At 42.0% G+C, this 17,477-nt stretch carries 12 protein-coding genes; 8 read left to right on the forward strand and 4 right to left on the reverse strand.

From position 1 onward, the window contains the following. The first annotated feature begins 489 nt into the window (after window positions 1-489). On the forward strand, window positions 490-5,175 hold the full coding sequence (gltB, locus tag NLP_RS17570) for a glutamate synthase large subunit (RefSeq protein WP_104907516.1): 4,686 nt from the start codon (window positions 490-492) through the stop codon (window positions 5,173-5,175). Between the two features lie 285 nt (window positions 5,176-5,460). Here gltB and NLP_RS17575 read toward each other — a convergent pair whose 3' ends face one another. Continuing rightward, window positions 5,461-6,369 (reverse strand): polysaccharide deacetylase family protein, encoded by a 909-nt coding sequence (locus NLP_RS17575; RefSeq protein WP_104907517.1) that lies wholly within the window; start codon window positions 6,367-6,369, stop codon window positions 5,461-5,463. A 1,716-nt stretch (window positions 6,370-8,085) separates the two neighbouring features. Here NLP_RS17575 and lepB point away from each other — a divergent pair. After that, window positions 8,086-8,658 carry a signal peptidase I gene (lepB, locus tag NLP_RS17580; protein WP_104907518.1) on the forward strand — a complete coding sequence of 191 codons (573 nt, stop codon included), beginning with the start codon at window positions 8,086-8,088 and terminating at the stop codon, window positions 8,656-8,658. A gap of 85 nt (window positions 8,659-8,743) precedes the next feature. Here lepB and NLP_RS17585 read toward each other — a convergent pair whose 3' ends face one another. Continuing rightward, window positions 8,744-9,277: a helix-hairpin-helix domain-containing protein gene (locus NLP_RS17585; protein WP_104907519.1), complete on the reverse strand. Its 534-nt coding sequence runs from the start codon at window positions 9,275-9,277 to the stop codon at window positions 8,744-8,746. Between the two features lie 14 nt (window positions 9,278-9,291). After that, window positions 9,292-9,666 carry an NINE protein gene (locus tag NLP_RS17590; RefSeq protein ID WP_104907520.1) on the reverse strand — a complete coding sequence of 125 codons (375 nt, stop codon included), beginning with the start codon at window positions 9,664-9,666 and terminating at the stop codon, window positions 9,292-9,294. 251 nt (window positions 9,667-9,917) lie between these two features. On the opposite strand from NLP_RS17590, the gene NLP_RS17595 reads away from it, so the two are divergent. After that, complete coding sequence (locus NLP_RS17595; RefSeq protein WP_104907521.1) at window positions 9,918-10,850, forward strand: J domain-containing protein; 933 nt, start codon at window positions 9,918-9,920, stop codon at window positions 10,848-10,850. Between the two features lie 126 nt (window positions 10,851-10,976). Next, window positions 10,977-11,300: a DUF1825 family protein gene (locus NLP_RS17600; protein ID WP_104907522.1), complete on the forward strand. Its 324-nt coding sequence runs from the start codon at window positions 10,977-10,979 to the stop codon at window positions 11,298-11,300. Between the two features lie 202 nt (window positions 11,301-11,502). On the opposite strand, the gene NLP_RS17605 is transcribed toward NLP_RS17600, so the two are convergent. Further along, window positions 11,503-13,428 carry a transglycosylase domain-containing protein gene (locus tag NLP_RS17605; RefSeq protein WP_104907523.1) on the reverse strand — a complete coding sequence of 642 codons (1,926 nt, stop codon included), beginning with the start codon at window positions 13,426-13,428 and terminating at the stop codon, window positions 11,503-11,505. A 173-nt stretch (window positions 13,429-13,601) separates the two neighbouring features. Here NLP_RS17605 and tyrS point away from each other — a divergent pair, with 173 nt between their 5' ends. The 4 genes from tyrS to remA all read left to right on the forward strand — a co-directional run bounded on the left by tyrS (window position 13,602) and on the right by remA (window position 17,320). Further along, the gene (tyrS, locus tag NLP_RS17610) at window positions 13,602-14,792 is read left to right on the forward strand and encodes a tyrosine--tRNA ligase (protein WP_199784866.1); all 1,191 of its coding nucleotides are present in this window, start codon (window positions 13,602-13,604) and stop codon (window positions 14,790-14,792) included. A 21-nt stretch (window positions 14,793-14,813) separates the two neighbouring features. Beyond that, on the forward strand, window positions 14,814-15,545 hold the full coding sequence (pyrF, locus tag NLP_RS17615; protein ID WP_104909914.1) for an orotidine-5'-phosphate decarboxylase: 732 nt from the start codon (window positions 14,814-14,816) through the stop codon (window positions 15,543-15,545). Then, a complete protein-coding gene (locus tag NLP_RS17620; RefSeq protein ID WP_104907524.1) occupies window positions 15,542-16,222 on the forward strand; it encodes a hypothetical protein in 681 nt (226 codons plus the stop codon). The genes pyrF and NLP_RS17620 overlap by 4 nt, the downstream gene beginning before the upstream one ends. 831 nt (window positions 16,223-17,053) lie before the next feature. Further along, window positions 17,054-17,320, forward strand: coding sequence for an extracellular matrix/biofilm regulator RemA (gene remA / locus NLP_RS17625; protein WP_073639751.1), 267 nt, complete (start codon window positions 17,054-17,056; stop codon window positions 17,318-17,320). Window positions 17,321-17,477: the final 157 nt, after the last annotated feature.

Genomic DNA, 17,477 nt, shown 5'->3' on the forward strand with positions numbered 1-17,477 from the left:
TAATAGTAATACATGCGGCAACTGGTAAGCGGCAAAATTCTAGACAACAAAAATATTTGGGAATTGTCAAATGGGTATATATTGTAATACGCTGATTTTATTGCTGGATCGGGATGATTTTGGCTTTAGAACATAGTACAGCGTTTAGTTTTAGTTTTGTTTCAGGTGAGCCAAAAAAATAGGCTCGGTAAGTAGCTAGTGTGCATCTGGAAAAAAGGGATTGAGAAAATACTTAACTTCAAAATATAAAAAAGAAACTGTCAGGGCAAAAATAATGTCTTGGCGGAGGGAACTTGTCTAACACCGCATAAATACATAAAAAACACGCAATAATTTTAACACGGGGGAACTGATAAAGTAAAACCGAAGTTAAAATTTTTTTTCCCTAAATTTCGGTGCTTATATATTTTTCCATCGCTGAAATTAGAAATTTTTTCCCACCCACAATGTAGTGGCAAAATTGGTAACTCAATACTTCAGGAACAGGGTATGAATAATAAACCGATGAATCAAGGCCAGAAAATCACAGCTGATATCAACTCAAGAGATACCTATCAGGGGCAAAAGTGGTTAGTAGAAGAACGAGATGCCTGTGGTGTAGGTTTTATTGTTCATCGCCAGAATCATACCAGCCACGAAATTATCGAAAAAGCCTTAGCTGCTTTAACCTGCTTAGAACATCGGGGAGGTTGTAGCGCCGATCGAGATTCTGGTGATGGTGCTGGAGTATTGACAGCAATACCTTGGGAGTTGTTCCAACAAGACTTTGCCAAAAGAGGGAAGGAATTTACATCCACCAATAATATAGCTGTGGGGATGATATTTCTACCACAAGACCAGCAAGCTGCACAAAAAGCTAGAGCAACAGTTGAGCAAGTAGCTGCTGAAGAGAAATTAATTGTATTGGGTTGGCGAGTAGTGCCAGTGCAATCTGATTTGCTGGGGGCACAAGCAAGAGAAAATCAGCCCCAGATTGAACAAGTTTTGTTAGCTTCTGTTGACAAAAGCGGCGATGAATTGGAACGCCAATTGTACATTACCCGCCGCCGAATTAGTAAAGCTGCAACCAATATCTCAGAAGAATTTTATATCTGCTCGTTGTCAAGTCGCACAATTGTCTACAAAGGCATGGTGCGTTCCGCCGTTTTGGGCAACTTTTATGACGATTTAAAAAATCCAGCTTATAAAAGCGCCTTTGCTGTCTATCACCGCCGCTTTAGTACGAATACGATGCCCAAATGGCCTCTAGCCCAACCGATGCGGTTTTTAGGTCACAACGGCGAAATCAATACCTTATTGGGTAACATCAACTGGATGATGGCACGAGAAGCTAGCCTATATCATCCTGTATGGAACGATCGCATCGAGGAACTCAAGCCATTAGTTCATATTGATAACAGTGACTCAGCCACCCTAGACAACGTAGTGGAATTACTGGTGTGCTCTGGACGCAGCCCCTTGGAAGCCTTAATGATTATGGTTCCAGAGGCTTACCAAAATCAGCCTTCTTTACATAAATTTCCAGAAATTGTTGATTTCTACGAATATTACAGTGGTTTGCAAGAAGCTTGGGACGGGCCAGCACTTTTAGTATTCAGCGATGGCAAAAAAGTTGGTGCAACACTAGATCGTAATGGTTTAAGACCCGCTCGTTACGCGATCACCAAAGATGATTACATTGTTGTAGCTTCCGAAGCTGGTGTGGTGGACTTCCCAGAAGCCGATATTGTCGAAAAAGGTAGACTCGGCCCAGGGCAAATGATCGCCGTGGATTTAGAAAATCATGAAGTGCTGAAGAATTGGGATATAAAGGGGCGCATCGCCAAGCAGCACCCTTATGGAGAATGGCTGCAACAGTACCGTCAAGAATTAAAGTCATTGGTCATTAGTCATCCGTCATTAGCAAATGGCAATGGCAAAGGACATTTGACAAATGACCAAGGACAATTGACTATTGACAAGCAAACCTTGCTTCAGCGTCAAACTGCCTTTGGCTACACCACAGAAGATGTAGAAATGGTGATTCATCCAATGGCGATCGCAGGTTCGGAGCCGACTTTCTGCATGGGTGATGATATTCCTTTAGCCGTGCTATCACAAAAGCCACACCTGCTTTATGACTATTTCAAACAGCGCTTTGCTCAAGTGACGAACCCGGCGATCGATCCCCTGCGGGAAAAGCTAGTGATGTCTCTGAAAGTCGAATTAGGTGAACGGGGTAACTTATTAGAACCCAAGCCAGAATATGCTCGGAGATTGAAACTCGAATCGCCAGTGTTAACGGATGCGGAATTAGAGGCGATTAAGCTGTCAGGATTTGCCACGGCTGAGTTGTCAACCCTGTTTGCGATCGCGAATGGCCCGGAAGGATTGAAAACCGCAGTGCAGTCTTTGCAAGCACAAGCAGCTGAGTCAGTCCGGGCAGGTGCAAAGATTTTAATATTAAGCGATGGCGTCAATGACAGTATCAACACAGAATATACCTACATTCCTCCCCTATTAGCAGTGGGCGCTGTGCATCACCATCTGATTCGTGAGGGATTGCGAATGAAAACATCCCTGATTGTGAATACTGCTCAATGCTGGAGTACCCATCACTTTGCTTGTCTCATTGGCTATGGTGCTGGTGCAGTTTGCCCGTATATGGCTTTAGATACGGTGCGTGATTGGTGGTCTGATCCCAAAACTCAAAAGTTAATGGGGGTACAAAAAATTGCCACCCTCACCCTAGAACAAGTTTTAGGAAATTATCGCAAAGCAGTAGAGTCAGGTTTGCTAAAAATTCTCTCCAAGATGGGAATTTCTCTGCTCTCCAGCTATCAAGCAGCCCAAATCTTTGAAGCGATTGGCATTGGTGGAGATTTAATCGAACTGGGATTTCGTGGTACGACTTCCCGCATCGGTGGTTTGAGTGTTACTGAACTCGCTGATGAAGTGCTTTCCTTCCACGTCAAAGCTTTCCCAGAACTAACGACCAAGAAGTTAGAAAACTTGGGCTTTGTGCAGTACCGTCCTGGCGGCGAGTACCACATGAATAGCCCAGAAATGGTTAAGGCGTTGCATAAAGCTCTAGATGGCAAAAACTACGACCACTACGAAGTTTACAAAAAGCACCTCCAAGGCAGACCAGTAACGGCCTTGCGGGACTTGCTAGACTTCCAAGGCGATCGCCCGTCGGTTCCTCTAGAAGAAGTAGAGTCGGTAACTGAAATTGTCAAGCGCTTCTGCACAGGTGGCATGTCTTTAGGCGCTTTGTCAAGAGAAGCCCATGAAACTTTAGCGATCGCCATGAACCGCATTGGTGGTAAATCAAATTCTGGGGAAGGCGGCGAAGACCCAGTGCGCTATACAGTTCTAGATGATGTAAAGGATGGTCACTCGGCAACCCTACCGCATTTGAAAGGATTGCAAAATGGCGACACCGCCTCTAGTGCTATTAAGCAAGTCGCATCAGGACGCTTTGGTGTCACGCCAGCGTATTTAAGCAGCGCCAAACAAATTGAAATCAAAATCGCCCAAGGTGCCAAGCCTGGGGAAGGCGGACAACTGCCAGGCCCCAAGGTGAGTGAATACATTGCGATGTTAAGACGCTCCAAGCCAGGAGTGACGCTGATTTCGCCGCCACCGCACCACGATATATATTCGATTGAAGACCTAGCACAACTGATTTTTGATCTGCACCAAATTAATCCGAAAGCAAAAGTGTCGGTGAAGCTAGTTGCAGAAGTTGGCATTGGGACGATCGCTGCTGGTGTCGCCAAAGCAAACGCTGATATCATCCAGATTTCTGGTCATGATGGTGGTACAGGGGCATCACCACTTAGTTCGATTAAGCACGCTGGTTCGCCGTGGGAATTGGGTTTAAGTGAAGTGCATCGCGTCTTAATGGAAAATAATCTGCGCGATCGCGTGATTTTACGCGTAGATGGCGGACTCAAGAGTGGCTGGGATGTGGTAATAGGTGCATTAATGGGTGGTGAAGAATTTGGTTTCGGCTCCATCGCCATGATTGCTGAAGGCTGTATTATGGCGCGAGTTTGCCACATGAATACCTGTCCTGTGGGTGTTGCTACTCAGAAAGAAGAACTCCGCAAGCGGTTTACGGGAATACCAGAACAGGTTGTCAACTTCTTCTACTTCATTGCCGAAGAAGTGCGTAGTTTGTTAGCCCGGCTTGGCTATCGTTCTTTGTCAGAAATCATTGGACGTGCAGATTTGTTAAAACTGCGCCAAGAGGCAAAACTCACCAAAACGCGATCGCTAAATCTCGACTGTTTACTTCAGCTACCAAATAGCAAAGACAATCGTAGCTGGTTGGTGCATGAAGAAGTTCACAGCAACGGCGTGGTTTTAGATGACAAGTTTCTTGCCGATCCCGAAATTCAGGCTGCCATTAGGGATCAATCTACTGTCACCAAGACTTACCCAATTATCAATACTGACAGAACAGTGGGCACAAGATTAGCGGGTGCGATCGCTTCTCAATACGGTGACAGTGGCTTTGAAGGACAAATTAATCTCAACTTTACAGGTAGTGTTGGACAAAGCTTTGGTGCTTTCAATCTCCCAGGCATAATTCTGAGCCTAGAAGGAGAAGCAAACGACTATGTAGGTAAAGGGATGCATGGTGGTGAAATCATCATCAAACCTCCAACGGATGCTACGTATAACGCATCACAAAATGTGATAGTTGGCAATACGTGCCTCTATGGTGCTACTGGAGGCATATTATTTGCCAATGGCCTAGCAGGAGAACGCTTTGCTGTGAGAAATTCCAAAGGCATCGCAGTGATTGAAGGCGCTGGGGATCACTGCTGTGAATACATGACTGGTGGTGTGATTGTCGTCCTTGGCAAAGTAGGACGTAACGTAGCCGCTGGAATGACTGGTGGACTGGCATACTTTTTGGATGAAGAGGACTCATTTCGTGAGTTAGTCAACCTAGAAATTGTCAAAATACAGCGGGTGATTACCGAAGTAGGTGCAAAGCAACTGCAAGAATTGATTCAAACTCATGCAGAACGTACTGGTTCACCAAAAGCGAAGAAAATTCTGCAAAATTGGCAAGAATTTTTGCCGAAATTCTGGCAGTTAGTTCCGCCTTCTGAAGCTGATAGTCCAGAAGCCAATCCTGAAAAAAAAACAACTGAGTTCAGTTTAGTAAGCAGTCATTAAGAGACTTCAACAAATAAATTCAATCTTGTGAGGCGGGCCTTGTGGTCTGCCTTTTAATAAAACAAGGTTTTCAGTGCCAAAAACTTTTGTAATGCTTATGTAATAATATTAATACAAAATCAAGATTTGGGCGATCGTTCTTTAAAGAAAAAATTTTTAGTTCACTGCTAGAGCGCCCTTAATTATCACTCTCCAACCAAATGCAAAAACAACCATGTTAACCAAAAAAGATAATTTTACTATTTAGCCAATTACTATTGAATAATTACCTATAATTAATAATTATTACTTTTTGTTAGCAAGCAACTTTTGGTCTGTATCTTCGATTTCTAAAAGTTCTGGAATAGTCACAAAGCGATAGCCTTGCTTTTTAAAGTTGCTAATAATTTCTGGTAAAGCTTGCACAGTTCTGGAACGATTACCACCACCATCATGCATCAGCACAATTCCACCAGGTTTAGAATCTTTAATCACGTTATTAATCAACTTTGGTACAGCTGGTAACTTGTAGTCTGTGGAGTCAGCCGACCACATTACCACAGCATACTTTTGTCCTTTAGCATAACCAGCTAATCCATTGTGTAGGATGCCACCGGGCGGTCGAAACAGATTTGTTTTAACACCTGTAACTTGATAAATTAGGTCTTCTGTGCGATCAATTTCAAAAGCAGCTGCTTGTTGATTAAAGAAGTGATACCAGTGATGCCAAGTATGGTTGGCAATGACGTGACCTTGAGCAACAATCTGCCTTCCTATCTCTGGATAATTTTTTAGGTTCTGCCCAACTACAAAAAACGTCCCTTTAATATTATTTGATTTCAGAATATTTAGCACTTGCTCTGTAGTCTGAGGCCAAGGCCCATCATCAAAGGTAAGAGCAATTACTTTCTCACCCTGAGTGAGTTTTGCAGCATTAATTATTGCCCCTTGAAAACGTGATGGTAAAGGGTAGGCTAGACCCTTTGTTTGTGCTTCTTGCTGCCAACTTGTAAGCATCGTCGCCTTTAATTTCTCAATGCGCTGCTGAGTTCCTACGTTTGCAGATACATCCTTGATATTTATACTTGGTCTACTCTGAGCATCCGAAGCATTTGGCCTTAGAAGCATCATAAAAGCAAGACTAAAAACACCACCTAAAGCAAGTAGCGCAATTAATATTCCTTCTGGCCACAGAAACGACTTATTGTTTTCCACCTCAACGCTCCTTCAAAGATCGAACCATCACCACGGTTATGACGGTACGTTATAGCACATTTTTATTAGATATTTAGATACCAGTTGCTTTCTGGTAATCATGAAAATTAGAATTGGTACTAACGGAAATTCAGAATTGATAAGACAGACTATATTGCTTTAACTGAAATCTATATGCATTAGATTTGGACAGTGTTGAATATACAATAATTGGTACTGTTTAATTTCAACCCAGTCATAAAAGGTAAGCTCTGCGCTTCCACACTCTTACCGCTAGCTCTAAGAAGGAGAGGAACACAATCAGATAATTAACCACACCCCAAAATCCTCTTAAATAGGAGTTCTGAATTAGTTGCTGTTTTTCAGTTCACTGCTAAGGCAGCATTATCCTTTCAAGTTTTATAGATTTTCAAATAAGACGAACTAAGCTGTCATACCTACAATTTGCACTTTTAGCAGACTGAAGTTTTTTTAGCCAGACTTTTTGACAGTAAAACTGTATAATTTACAACTTAAGTGAATTGTTTGATTAACATACAAAACTACTTACAAGGGCGGATTGTCTTTAAAAAAAGAGTCTGGTAAGCTATTAGTTCTATTCTTGATAGGATATATTTTACTGCCTGTTACCATTGTTTCTTTTTTAAGAAAAAGTTAAATTTTCAACTTACAGAATGTTACCTTGTACTTTATATGAAATAGACCAGACGAAAATTGATTCAATATAGTTTCTCATTGCCAAGGGGCATTTATTCTTTAAATCTAGTCACCTTTGACTCATTCAGCAAAAATAATTCTATCAGCAGCTTACTTCTTTTTCGGATGCTGATACTTTAGCCGAAATTGCTAGTAGCTTTCTGTCTGTGAATGTTTTTCTCGATAATTAAGTATGTTTATATCTTAATTAATAGTACAGTTTAATATGCACTGTCACCGTGTAATTACGGAAATTAATTTCGTATGTATAGATAAGTGATTAAAATTACAATAGTATGACATCTATCCATTGAAGCATTAAAGTCTATATTTAATATTGAAAAGTAGTATTTTTTACTAAAAACCCTTATTTAACTATATTTCTGTATTTAAAAATATATTTACATTTTGACTAATTTTATGTAATATCACTTAATAATACAGACCAAATAGATATTTTCTTGCAACTCAACCTCCAGCAAAACTACCCTCTGCCTTTTTTCAGTAAAGTGAGGTAGATACTGTCAAATATGGGGTAGACTATTTTGCGACTCTACGACCAATTTTCTGTTTAAAGAAAAAACCTACTGGTTGTATCGCTCTAGCAGTCTGTAACTAATACCGCAAGGCGGAAGTCAAAAATCAAAAGTCAAAAGTCAAAAGGTTTGTGAATTAAGCTTTTCAAACATTTTGGATGGTATGTTTATTTACGCCGTCCTGTACTAGCTTCTTTTGCAGAAAGAGACAAAATTTACAATCATCTCATAACTTGCCTTATAATTACAGCAATTAGAATTTTTATTTTTAATTATCTATTTAGCAATCCTAATTATTAGCTTATATTACCTTAGACAAGTCATAGTTTATTTACAGCACTTCTGCTCATCTTTGGTAAATGGATAAGTGTATTATTTAATGTCTGTATAAATTGACCTTAAACACTGTTTTCCTATTAATATACCTTTTGAGTCAAAATAATCAAGGTATTTGTCTCACTTCTGAAACTGGCTAGAAACTTTTATGATTCCTCACGAAAGTGATGCAAAAGAAGAGCGTGCGTCGTTAAAAGTATGGCGTAGTTGGCAAGAAAATCTGATTTTAATTGCGATCGCACTGAGTTTGGCATTCCTGATCCGGACTTTTATTGCCGAACCGCGCTATATACCTTCTGATTCGATGTTGCCTACATTACATACTGGCGATCGCTTGGTAGTTGAAAAAATCTCCTACCATTTTCACCCTCCGATAACTGGAGATATTATTGTTTTTCAGCCACCCGCAGAACTACAACGTCGAGGATATCCCAAAGACCAAGCGTTTATCAAGCGAGTTATTGGCCAGCCAGGTGAGGTAATTAGTGTTGCTTCTGGCAAAGTCTACCTTAACGGTCAACCCTTGGCAGAAAACTACATCGCTGAACCTCCAAATCAGCCATATCGACCAGTGAAAGTCCCAGAAGATGAATTTTTCGTCATGGGAGATAATCGCAACGATAGTAATGATTCTCGCTATTGGGGCTTTTTACCCAGAAAAAATGTCATCGGTCGGGCAACGTTTCGCTTTTGGCCTCTCGATCGCATTGGGTTCATTTAATCAATTTTGGATTTTAGATTTTCTTTCCATCCAAAATTCCAAATTTCCAGAGTTAGGAGTTATTTTAAAACTTCTAACTTTTAACTTAAAACCTCAAATAATACATCATCTGAGCGATCGCATCACCAGTTAACTCTAGCCGTCGCTGGAAATCAGCCAGGTTACGGTAAGGCCCGGCTGATTGGCGATTTTGCACCACTGCTTGCGCCACAGACAAATCTATAAATGGAATTTGTGCTAATTTTTCAACGGTTGCTGTGTTCGGGTTAATTAAATGCCTAGGATTTTCTAAAGATTCGTGGTCATAGTAAATAAAATTCAGTAGAGGCTTTAATGGCTCTAAGCGCGGCGCTGGCATACCCAAAGCCGCAGCGATATCTTCAATACAGTAAAATTTCACACCTGAATGTGAAAGTTCCACAAGCGATCGCGCTTGGTGAATTGACAAACCTGGTAGGCGTAACCAATCATCTACAGTCGCTTGATTAGCATCAATGCGGATACCTAATTGAGCTGCAATCTGAATTTCTTCCCCAGATTGTAGGCGATAGTAGGGATCGTTGAGAAGCTTGGCGCGCAGTTTTTGCAGTCTAGAGTTTAAAGATAGCCAGTTATTCATGATTGTCGCTTACCTCAGGAAATCTGGTCTAGCAATTGGCGGCGCTTTTGTTCAAATTCATACTCTGAAATCAGTCCATCCTGGCGCAGAGCATCTAATTCACGCATTGCCTCAGCGATCGCTCCTACCTGATTAATCGCCTTTTGTGAGTTCCTTGCCGCTGACTTGCCTAGATTAAAATTACGATCAAAAGCTTCTTCGTCTTGGGCTAAATACCAAACTCCCTCAATCGCACTAGCTACCTTGGGGATAGGCGTCCAGGAAAGCAACACATACAAAACACCCCACAGGGGCTGTCCCAAGTAGAATTTATGTAATCCGGAAATTGTCAGCGTGCCAGAAAAAGCTAAAACAGCGGCAACACTTCGACTTTTGCGCTTAGTCAACATATTTCTAATAAATATACGAATACCATAGTTCCTACAATAAGACAGCCAAAAGGCACAGAAACAATTCATCCCTAACTAAATCTTCCCAATCCCCAATCCCCAGCGATGCACTGAGCTTGTCGTTGGCGCAGCCTAAGAAGAGAAGTGTCCCCAATCCCTAATTTGAAGAAATTTGAGTAAGTTTCACATGACTGTGCATTGAGCTTTGATGCTAATTTTAAGTTTTTAACGAACGGATTTAGATTACTACCATGTCACAGATTTTCCTACCGCCAGAATGGCTGAAACAGCTTTGTGATCCTTACGCTGTGCTAGGAATTTCTGTGAGTGCTGACGATCGCCAGATTTTTAAACGTTATCACACTTTAGCGAAACTGCTACATCCCGATCGCTATGCCAAAAGCTGCAATCCAGATCAACAATTAGCAACGGCAATACTTAGCTATTTAATCAATCCAGCTTACGAACAACTCAAAAATCGACACAACCGTTTGATTGCTATAGCTATGCTGCGATCGGACGCAAGAGTATTACAGCAGCAAGCTTTGTGTGGGCAAAGTGCCATAGCTAAGGAAATTATAGAAATGTCTCCACCCCAAGCAGAATTGTTTTATGAAGAAGCGATCGCCTCCTATGCAGAAGCTCAATACAAATCACTCCATCAGTTTTATCAAGTTACACAACAAATTAGTATACTGAATTTAGTTTATTTACAGTTGCATAAACCTGACCTGTTTCTACCGCAAAAACCCGTTCGCATCATCCCTGAAGTAGAAGTCAAGCCAGTTGAATTGACATTAAATGAAAAAACTAATGTCAAACCAGTTTTGACAAACTACGCTCAACACCACTACCAGCGAGCGATTGAGTACGTCAGGCTAGCTAATTGGCCCCTAGCTGTGCAAGAACTGCGCGATGCCATCAAGTTAGAGCCAAATAACAGCGACTATTATGCCTTATTAGGTTTAGTACATCTAAAACAGAAATTTATCGGGATGGCCAGGGTTTACATCCGTCAAGCATTAAAACTTAACCCGCAAGATTTACTAGCTCAAAAATACGCTACCAGATTGCAAATTGAACCGAGTGAAAACACCAATCCTAAATCAATGGCTAAAGCTCTGAGTATTGCGGCTTTATTAAGTCGATTTAACAAGGGGAAACGTTCTCAAGTCAAGTGTTGAAATTTCGGTAACAAACCGTACTAAAACCGAAGCTTCGTGACTAGATTACTCCCCTAGACTAAAATAATAAATAGAAGTAAAGCTATTAAGCTACTGAGTCTGGGCACTCAGTTTAATATAAGCAATATGGGATTCTTCGATTCTGAAATAGTTCAACAAGAAGCAAAACAGCTGTTTGAAGATTATCAAGCGCTGATCAAGCTTGGCAACAGCTACGGCAAATTTGACCGTGATGGCAAAAAGCTGTTTATTGAGCAAATGGAAGCCATGATGGATCGGTATCGCATCTTTATGAAGCGCTTCGAGCTATCAGAAGATTTCATGGCACAAATGACAGTAGAACAACTGAAAACGCAATTAGGTCAGTTCGGTGTCACCCCACAACAAATGTTTGACCAAATGCACCTCACTTTAGAACGGATGAAAGCCGAGCTAGAAAAACAGCCCTAGTAACACAAGGCGGAAGTCAAAAGTCACGCATAATTGTATTTCGGGCTTTTACACTATTTGAAATGGTATTTTTATTTACGCCGTGCTGTACTAGTCAATTTTAGATTTTGCGGAAAGTCAGATCGCCGGAAGTCGGCACTCCAACTTTCCAAGCCAGATTTTGGATTCATTGGCAATCCAAAATTCAAAATCTAAAACTAAATTATTGTGACTTGGGACGAGAAAACTGCGAAGGTGGCTTGAAGTTTTCTACTGGTACGTTCTTGAGTGCCTTCTCCATAAAATCTTTCCAAATGGGAGCGACCAGAACACCACCTGTGGCATGGTCAGCTAATTGTCTGTTGTCATCTCTCCCTACCCAGACAGCAGTTGTCAACTGTGGCACAGTACCAACAAACCAAATATCTTTTTCTGATGATGTTGTTCCCGTTTTCCCTGCGGCTGGGCGACCGATAGCAGCACCTTTACCTGTACCCTCAGAGATTACCGATCGCATTACATCAATAATTGCTGCTGATGCCCATTGATCGAGGACTAGCTGCGGTTTAGGGGTGTTATCTAACAACACATTACCACTACTATCAGTGACACGGGCAATTACAGTTGGTGGAGATTGCCAGCCATAATTAGCAAAAGTCGCGTATGCACTAGCCATTTCCAGAGGTGTGACACCAATTGCCCCAAGTGGTAAGGAAGTCACAGGTTCCATCGGACTCGTAATCCCCAAGGTACGACACGTTTCGATGACTCTATTCATCCCCACAGCTTTACCAATCTTGATCACCGGAATGTTGCGCGATTGGGCTAAAGCTCTGCGGATTGGCATAGCTCCGCTAAAACCGCCATCATAATTTCTCGGAAAGTACCAACCGTTACCATCTCGATAGCTAACTGGGGCATCGACAACCGTTGAATCTGGCCCATACTTACCACTAGCAAAAGCAGTATAGTATACAAATGGTTTAAAAGAAGATCCGGGCTGCCGTTGAGATTGAGTTGCACGATTGAACTCACTGGTCTTAGGATCTATACCACCCACCAGTGCTTTGATAAAATGTGTGCGCGGATCAATTGCCACCAGAGCCATTTGATTCTTAGATAATCCTTGCCCCAGAAGTGTTTTATGCCACTTACTAACAGTTTCTTCTGCCATGATTTGGAAGTTGGCATCAACTGTAGTTTGCACCCGCATCCCGCCTTTGAGTAGTGTCTCACGCCCAAACTTTTTAGCCAACTCCTGCGCTACGGTATTGGTTACATAAGGTAGGGCACTACCTTGAAAGGATTTGATTCTCCCAAGTTTGATTTCTTGCTTGAGGGCATTGTCGTATTCTGACTGGTTGATCCAGTTCAATTCCAACATCCGTCCTAGCACTTCTTTTTGTTTCTGTTTTGCCAGCTTCATGCTCACGAACGGGCTGAATTCTTCTGGTGCTTGGATTAAACCCGCCATCATTGCTGACTCACCCAAGCTTAAATATTCTGCTGACTTATTAAAGTAACTGCGGGCTGCTGTTTGTACACCATAATTGTTATGACCCCAATAAACTTGATTGAGGTACATTTCTAATATTTGGTCTTTAGTAAGAATTTGCTCTAACCGGATTGCTAGCACAGCCTCTGCTAACTTGCGGGTAAAAGCACGCTTGCGAGACAAAAATAGGTTTTTTACCAATTGCATGGTGACAGTAGAGCCACCCTCTTTGACTCCGCCTGCTGCTGCGTTAGCTACTATAGCCCGGCCAACACCACTGGGATTAATACCGTGGTGATCGTAGAAGTGGTCATCTTCACTTGCCAATACCGCCCGTTTTAAATTCGGCGAAATTCTGTCTAGAGGTACGACTTCCCGGTTGGCTTCCCCGTGAATACTCGTTAAGAGTTTGCCCTTAACGTCATAAATGTAAGTCGTTTCTGAGGGAAAGAAGTTACGTAGCTGTCTGACATCTGGCAAATTACGGAAACTGATGGCTAAACCAACCAGTCCTCCGGCTACAATGGAACTTGCCAGCATGGTGATTGAGAGGAGAGTACCGCCAGTTACCTGACCGACTCCTTTCAAAAACTCAAAACCTGATGAAGCCCGACGCTGTGGCTGTTTATCTTCAAAAGTCCTAGACGACGACACGGCTATTTCACTTCCTCACTTGTAAATTTAACTGTAATTGATTGGGTGAAGCAAGGCGGTTAGTTTTTTGCAATTATAGTAGTTTGGCAGATGAGAAAGTGGATAAATTGCAAGTGTTTATAACCAACTTAACTTCGAGTGTGCAAAACATAGCTAATAATGAATCTCTTCGGATGACGCCAGATTTTGCTTGGTTGCGTCGTGGTGTAGTAGAAGTATTCCCACAATCAGATGATGTTAACAGCGAAAGTTTAGAAAGGCTCTTACTAACTACACAACAACCTTTAAGGGTCAAATTAGGGATTGACCCTACGGGTACTGATATTCATCTTGGTCATAGCATACCAGTACGAAAACTGCGAGGATTTCAAGATGCAGGTCATACAGCAGTTTTAATTATTGGCGATTTTACAGCACGTATTGGCGATCCAACTGGTAAATCTGAAGTGCGTCGTCAGCTTACAGAAGCAGATGTAGCTAAAAATGCTCAGACTTATTTAGATCAAGTACGTCCTATCTTGGATTTTGACACACCAGGAAGGTTAGAGGTGCGCTATAACTCCGAATGGCTCTCTGGTTTAAACTTAGAGAAAATTTTGGAGTTACTCTCCACGATGACGGTGGGGCAGATGTTAGCGAAGGAAGGATTTGCTGATCGCTATAAAAAAGAGAATCCGATTTTTATTCATGAGTTCCTGTACCCGTTAATGCAAGGTTTTGATTCGGTTGCAGTTGAAGCAGATGTGGAATTGGGAGGGACTGATCAGAAATTTAACCTTGCTGTGGGCAGAGATTTGCAGCGCCATTTTGGTCAAAAACCCCAATTTGGGATGCTGTTGCCAATTTTGATTGGCACGGATGGCGTGCAAAAAATGTCTAAATCTTTAGGTAATTATATCGGATTGTCAGAACACCCAGGACGAAAGTATCAAAAGTTGCAAGGAGTTCCCGATAATCTACTAGAACAGTATTTTGAACTGTTGACGGATTTACCTTTGGATCAACTGCCAGAAAATCCCCGCGATCGCCAAACACTCTTAGCATGGGAAGTTGTTAAACAGTACCACGGTGAAACCGCAGCCCAAGAAGCCAAAGAAGCAGCGCAAAGCGGTGGCAAGGAAGGTGCAGTTCCAGAATTCTCTCTAGCTGGCGTGCAGCAATTTCCTACTAAGTTAGCGTATATTCTCAATGTCACTGGCTTGTGCAAAAGTACCGGGGAAGGAAAGCGGAAAATTCAAGAAGGTGGAGTACGCCTAGATGGCGATCGCATCACTGATGCTGATACCACTTTCGATGCTCCTAGTGAATTACAAGGTAAAGTTTTACAAGTTGGAAAAAATAAGTTTGTGCGCTTAGTGCCTTAAATGGGGAATGGGGAGTCGGGAATGGGGAATGGAGAACAGGTAGGACAACGAGTTATTGTGGCTTTGGATGTGCCAAATGAGCAAGCTGCGATCGCTCTTATAGATCGGCTACCACAAGTTAGTTTCTGGAAAGTCGGTTTAGAATTGTTTACTAGCACTGGCCCGAAAATTCTGGAAGTGTTAAAGTCCCGGCAAAAGCGCATTTTCTTAGATTTAAAGTTTCATGATATCCCCAATACCGTTGCTGGTGCTTGCCGAAGTGCAGCTAGATACGGAGTGGATTTACTGACAATTCATGCTACTGCTGGTAGAGATGCCCTGAAAGCCGCAACTGAGGCGGCACAGGAAGGGGCTGCAAAAGCAGGCGTACAACCACCAAAGTTAATTGCTATTACACTGCTAACGAGCATTTCTGCTCGGCAGTTGGCATTTGATTTAAAAATACCCCTAGAATTGCCAGAATATGCTCTAGAAATGGCCCTGCTGGCTCAAGAATCTGGTTTAGATGGGGCAGTTTGTTCGCCTCAAGAGGTGGTACAGCTACGACAAACCTGTGGAGATGACTTTTTGCTAGTTTGTCCGGGGGTTAGACCAACTTGGGCAGATAAAGGCGATCAAAAGCGATCGCTCACCCCAGCCCAAGCCATAAAAGCCGGTGCAGATTATCTAGTTATTGGTCGTCCCATCACCGCTGCTACTGAGCCTGAGTTAGCCTGGAAGCGGATTTCTGAGGAGTTAATCACGGTGGCATGAAGCTAAGAGTCAGTGAGAAACTCAGAGTGCAGGGTGTAGGGGAGAACAATCTTGCCTCTTCGCTCAAGAAGAAAAATTATAGTTTCCTGTTTGCTTGTGGCTTCTGGGTTGTAGTCTCAAATAGCTTTGCTTACCCAGCTTTCTCGATAAACTCCACCCCTAAACCCTCGGCGCTAGCAGAAAGGGAAAATGTCAACAGTGATGCGAGGTCTTTGTGTTCTGAGCAAAATTTAGAAACATTAACTATACAGCTACTGCAAAAATTACCTAGTTATACCAATCGCGCTAGTCAACGCGCCCGCCGCCTCAGTAGAAGCAGTCAGGTTTACAGTTATATGTTAGTTGCAGGAAAACCTGAGTTTACTCCTCTGCCCCTTAACCTTGAAGAATATAGTGCAGATGCGTCTAAAAGCGCTGGATCAGGAGTTGAGCAAGTTTTTTTTACTACCTTGGAGCGGCAGTACATAGATCAGAAAGTTGTAGAATTGCAAGAATTTCACTGGCTGTTATTGACTAAAACTCAAAGTGGTTGGCAACTAGTGATGATGTTTTCTCAAGTTGGTTCTCATTCACAACAGCAGCCACTATCTCCACCACGAGATAGTAGTAACGGTACTGTTGCCCAAGGGGTTAAAGCTTGGTTACGCGATTGTGAAGCTGGAAGTTTACGTCAATAAAACCTATAGCGGTTCTCGTCTGGATGCAATACATTTTGACCTCACTTCCATTCCTCTCTCCTTTTAGGAGAGAGGCTTTGAATCTTACTCCTCAACGCTAGCTCTTAAGGGGGTGGGGGTTAGGTCTGTATTGGACTCAACCGAGAAGCGCTATAATTCCCAATCTTCGTAAATTAGAAGAATATTAAGTAATGTCTAAAAATACTTACTCAAATTCTTTATAAACAGGATTATAACTTGTGGTTAGAAACTACATTGAAATAATTGCAAGAACGAGATTTAGAACATCTTGATTAGGATCGTTTGATTGAGGAGATTGAAAGATTGGGTAATCAACACAAACACAAGCTCGAAAGTTATTACTTCCTTTGAAATGCTCTTGCGTGGCATAGCCCCTTGTTAAAGGTAAGCTAACTTTTTACAGTACAGCGTAAATAAACTACCCCTTCGGGTTCGGCAGTTCCTCATGGGGGGAACCCCCAAGACCGGACTGCCTCACCATTTCAAATCAGTAAAATGCTTACGCTGTATTCATTTTTAATTTTGTTTGCGAGTCTGCAAGCGTCATTGTGAATTTTGAATTCGCTTCTTGCGGTACTAGTTATTTTCATAGAAGATACATCACCTAACTAGCTTGTATCAGTATGATTTTGCCTGTATCTTTAGGAATATTTTTAGGAAAAATAGCTAATAAATAGCTAAAAGAAGCAGACATTATTTAAAAACGTAGATTGGCTTGAATTTAAGCGTTGTAACTCCCGTTTTTTGGCGATAACATGGAAAGAAGTTTATTTCAAGCTTTATCAAACCGCGTTTAGCGTCAGTTTTTTTATGGACATTCAGTTAATCAACATCGGCTTTGGTAACATCGTGTCTGCCAACCGAGTAGTTGCCATTGTCAGTCCAGAGTCTGCCCCGATTAAGCGGATTATTACCGATGCACGGGATAGAGGTCAACTGATTGATGCAACTTACGGTCGTCGGACTAGGGCTGTAATTATCACCGATTCCAGCCACGTAATTTTGTCAGCAATTCAGCCGGAAACGGTAGCGAATCGCTTTGTAATTTCTCGCGATCATCAAACTGTAGATAATTGACTAGCAGTGGATTTTTCCCACTCGTCTTTGTACCGGATCAGTAGTACCATGTGAATTAGATAAATTTTCTGTTACTCTTGCTACAAATTCTTTAGTCACTAGTGGTCTAGACCAGGAACACAAAACTAATGAATAATATGTATTGATTGATTCACAG

Origin of the sequence: Nostoc sp. 'Lobaria pulmonaria (5183) cyanobiont', from assembly GCF_002949795.1 — a bacterium.
Lineage (GTDB): Bacteria > Cyanobacteriota > Cyanobacteriia > Cyanobacteriales > Nostocaceae > Nostoc.

Excerpts from the sequence above, each read along its gene's own strand:
- gltB (WP_104907516.1), top strand. The coding sequence starts at position 490 with ATGAATAATAAACCGATGAATCAAGGCCAGAAAATCACAGCTGATATC.
- lepB (WP_104907518.1), top strand. The coding sequence starts at position 8,086 with ATGATTCCTCACGAAAGTGATGCAAAAGAAGAGCGTGCGTCGTTAAAA.
- NLP_RS17585 (WP_104907519.1), bottom strand. The coding sequence starts at position 9,277 with ATGAATAACTGGCTATCTTTAAACTCTAGACTGCAAAAACTGCGCGCC.
- NLP_RS17590 (WP_104907520.1), bottom strand. The coding sequence starts at position 9,666 with ATGTTGACTAAGCGCAAAAGTCGAAGTGTTGCCGCTGTTTTAGCTTTT.
- NLP_RS17595 (WP_104907521.1), top strand. The coding sequence starts at position 9,918 with ATGTCACAGATTTTCCTACCGCCAGAATGGCTGAAACAGCTTTGTGAT.
- NLP_RS17600 (WP_104907522.1), top strand. The coding sequence starts at position 10,977 with ATGGGATTCTTCGATTCTGAAATAGTTCAACAAGAAGCAAAACAGCTG.
- tyrS (WP_199784866.1), top strand. The coding sequence starts at position 13,602 with ATGACGCCAGATTTTGCTTGGTTGCGTCGTGGTGTAGTAGAAGTATTC.
- pyrF (WP_104909914.1), top strand. The coding sequence starts at position 14,814 with ATGGGGAATGGAGAACAGGTAGGACAACGAGTTATTGTGGCTTTGGAT.
- NLP_RS17620 (WP_104907524.1), top strand. The coding sequence starts at position 15,542 with ATGAAGCTAAGAGTCAGTGAGAAACTCAGAGTGCAGGGTGTAGGGGAG.
- remA (WP_073639751.1), top strand. The coding sequence starts at position 17,054 with ATGGACATTCAGTTAATCAACATCGGCTTTGGTAACATCGTGTCTGCC.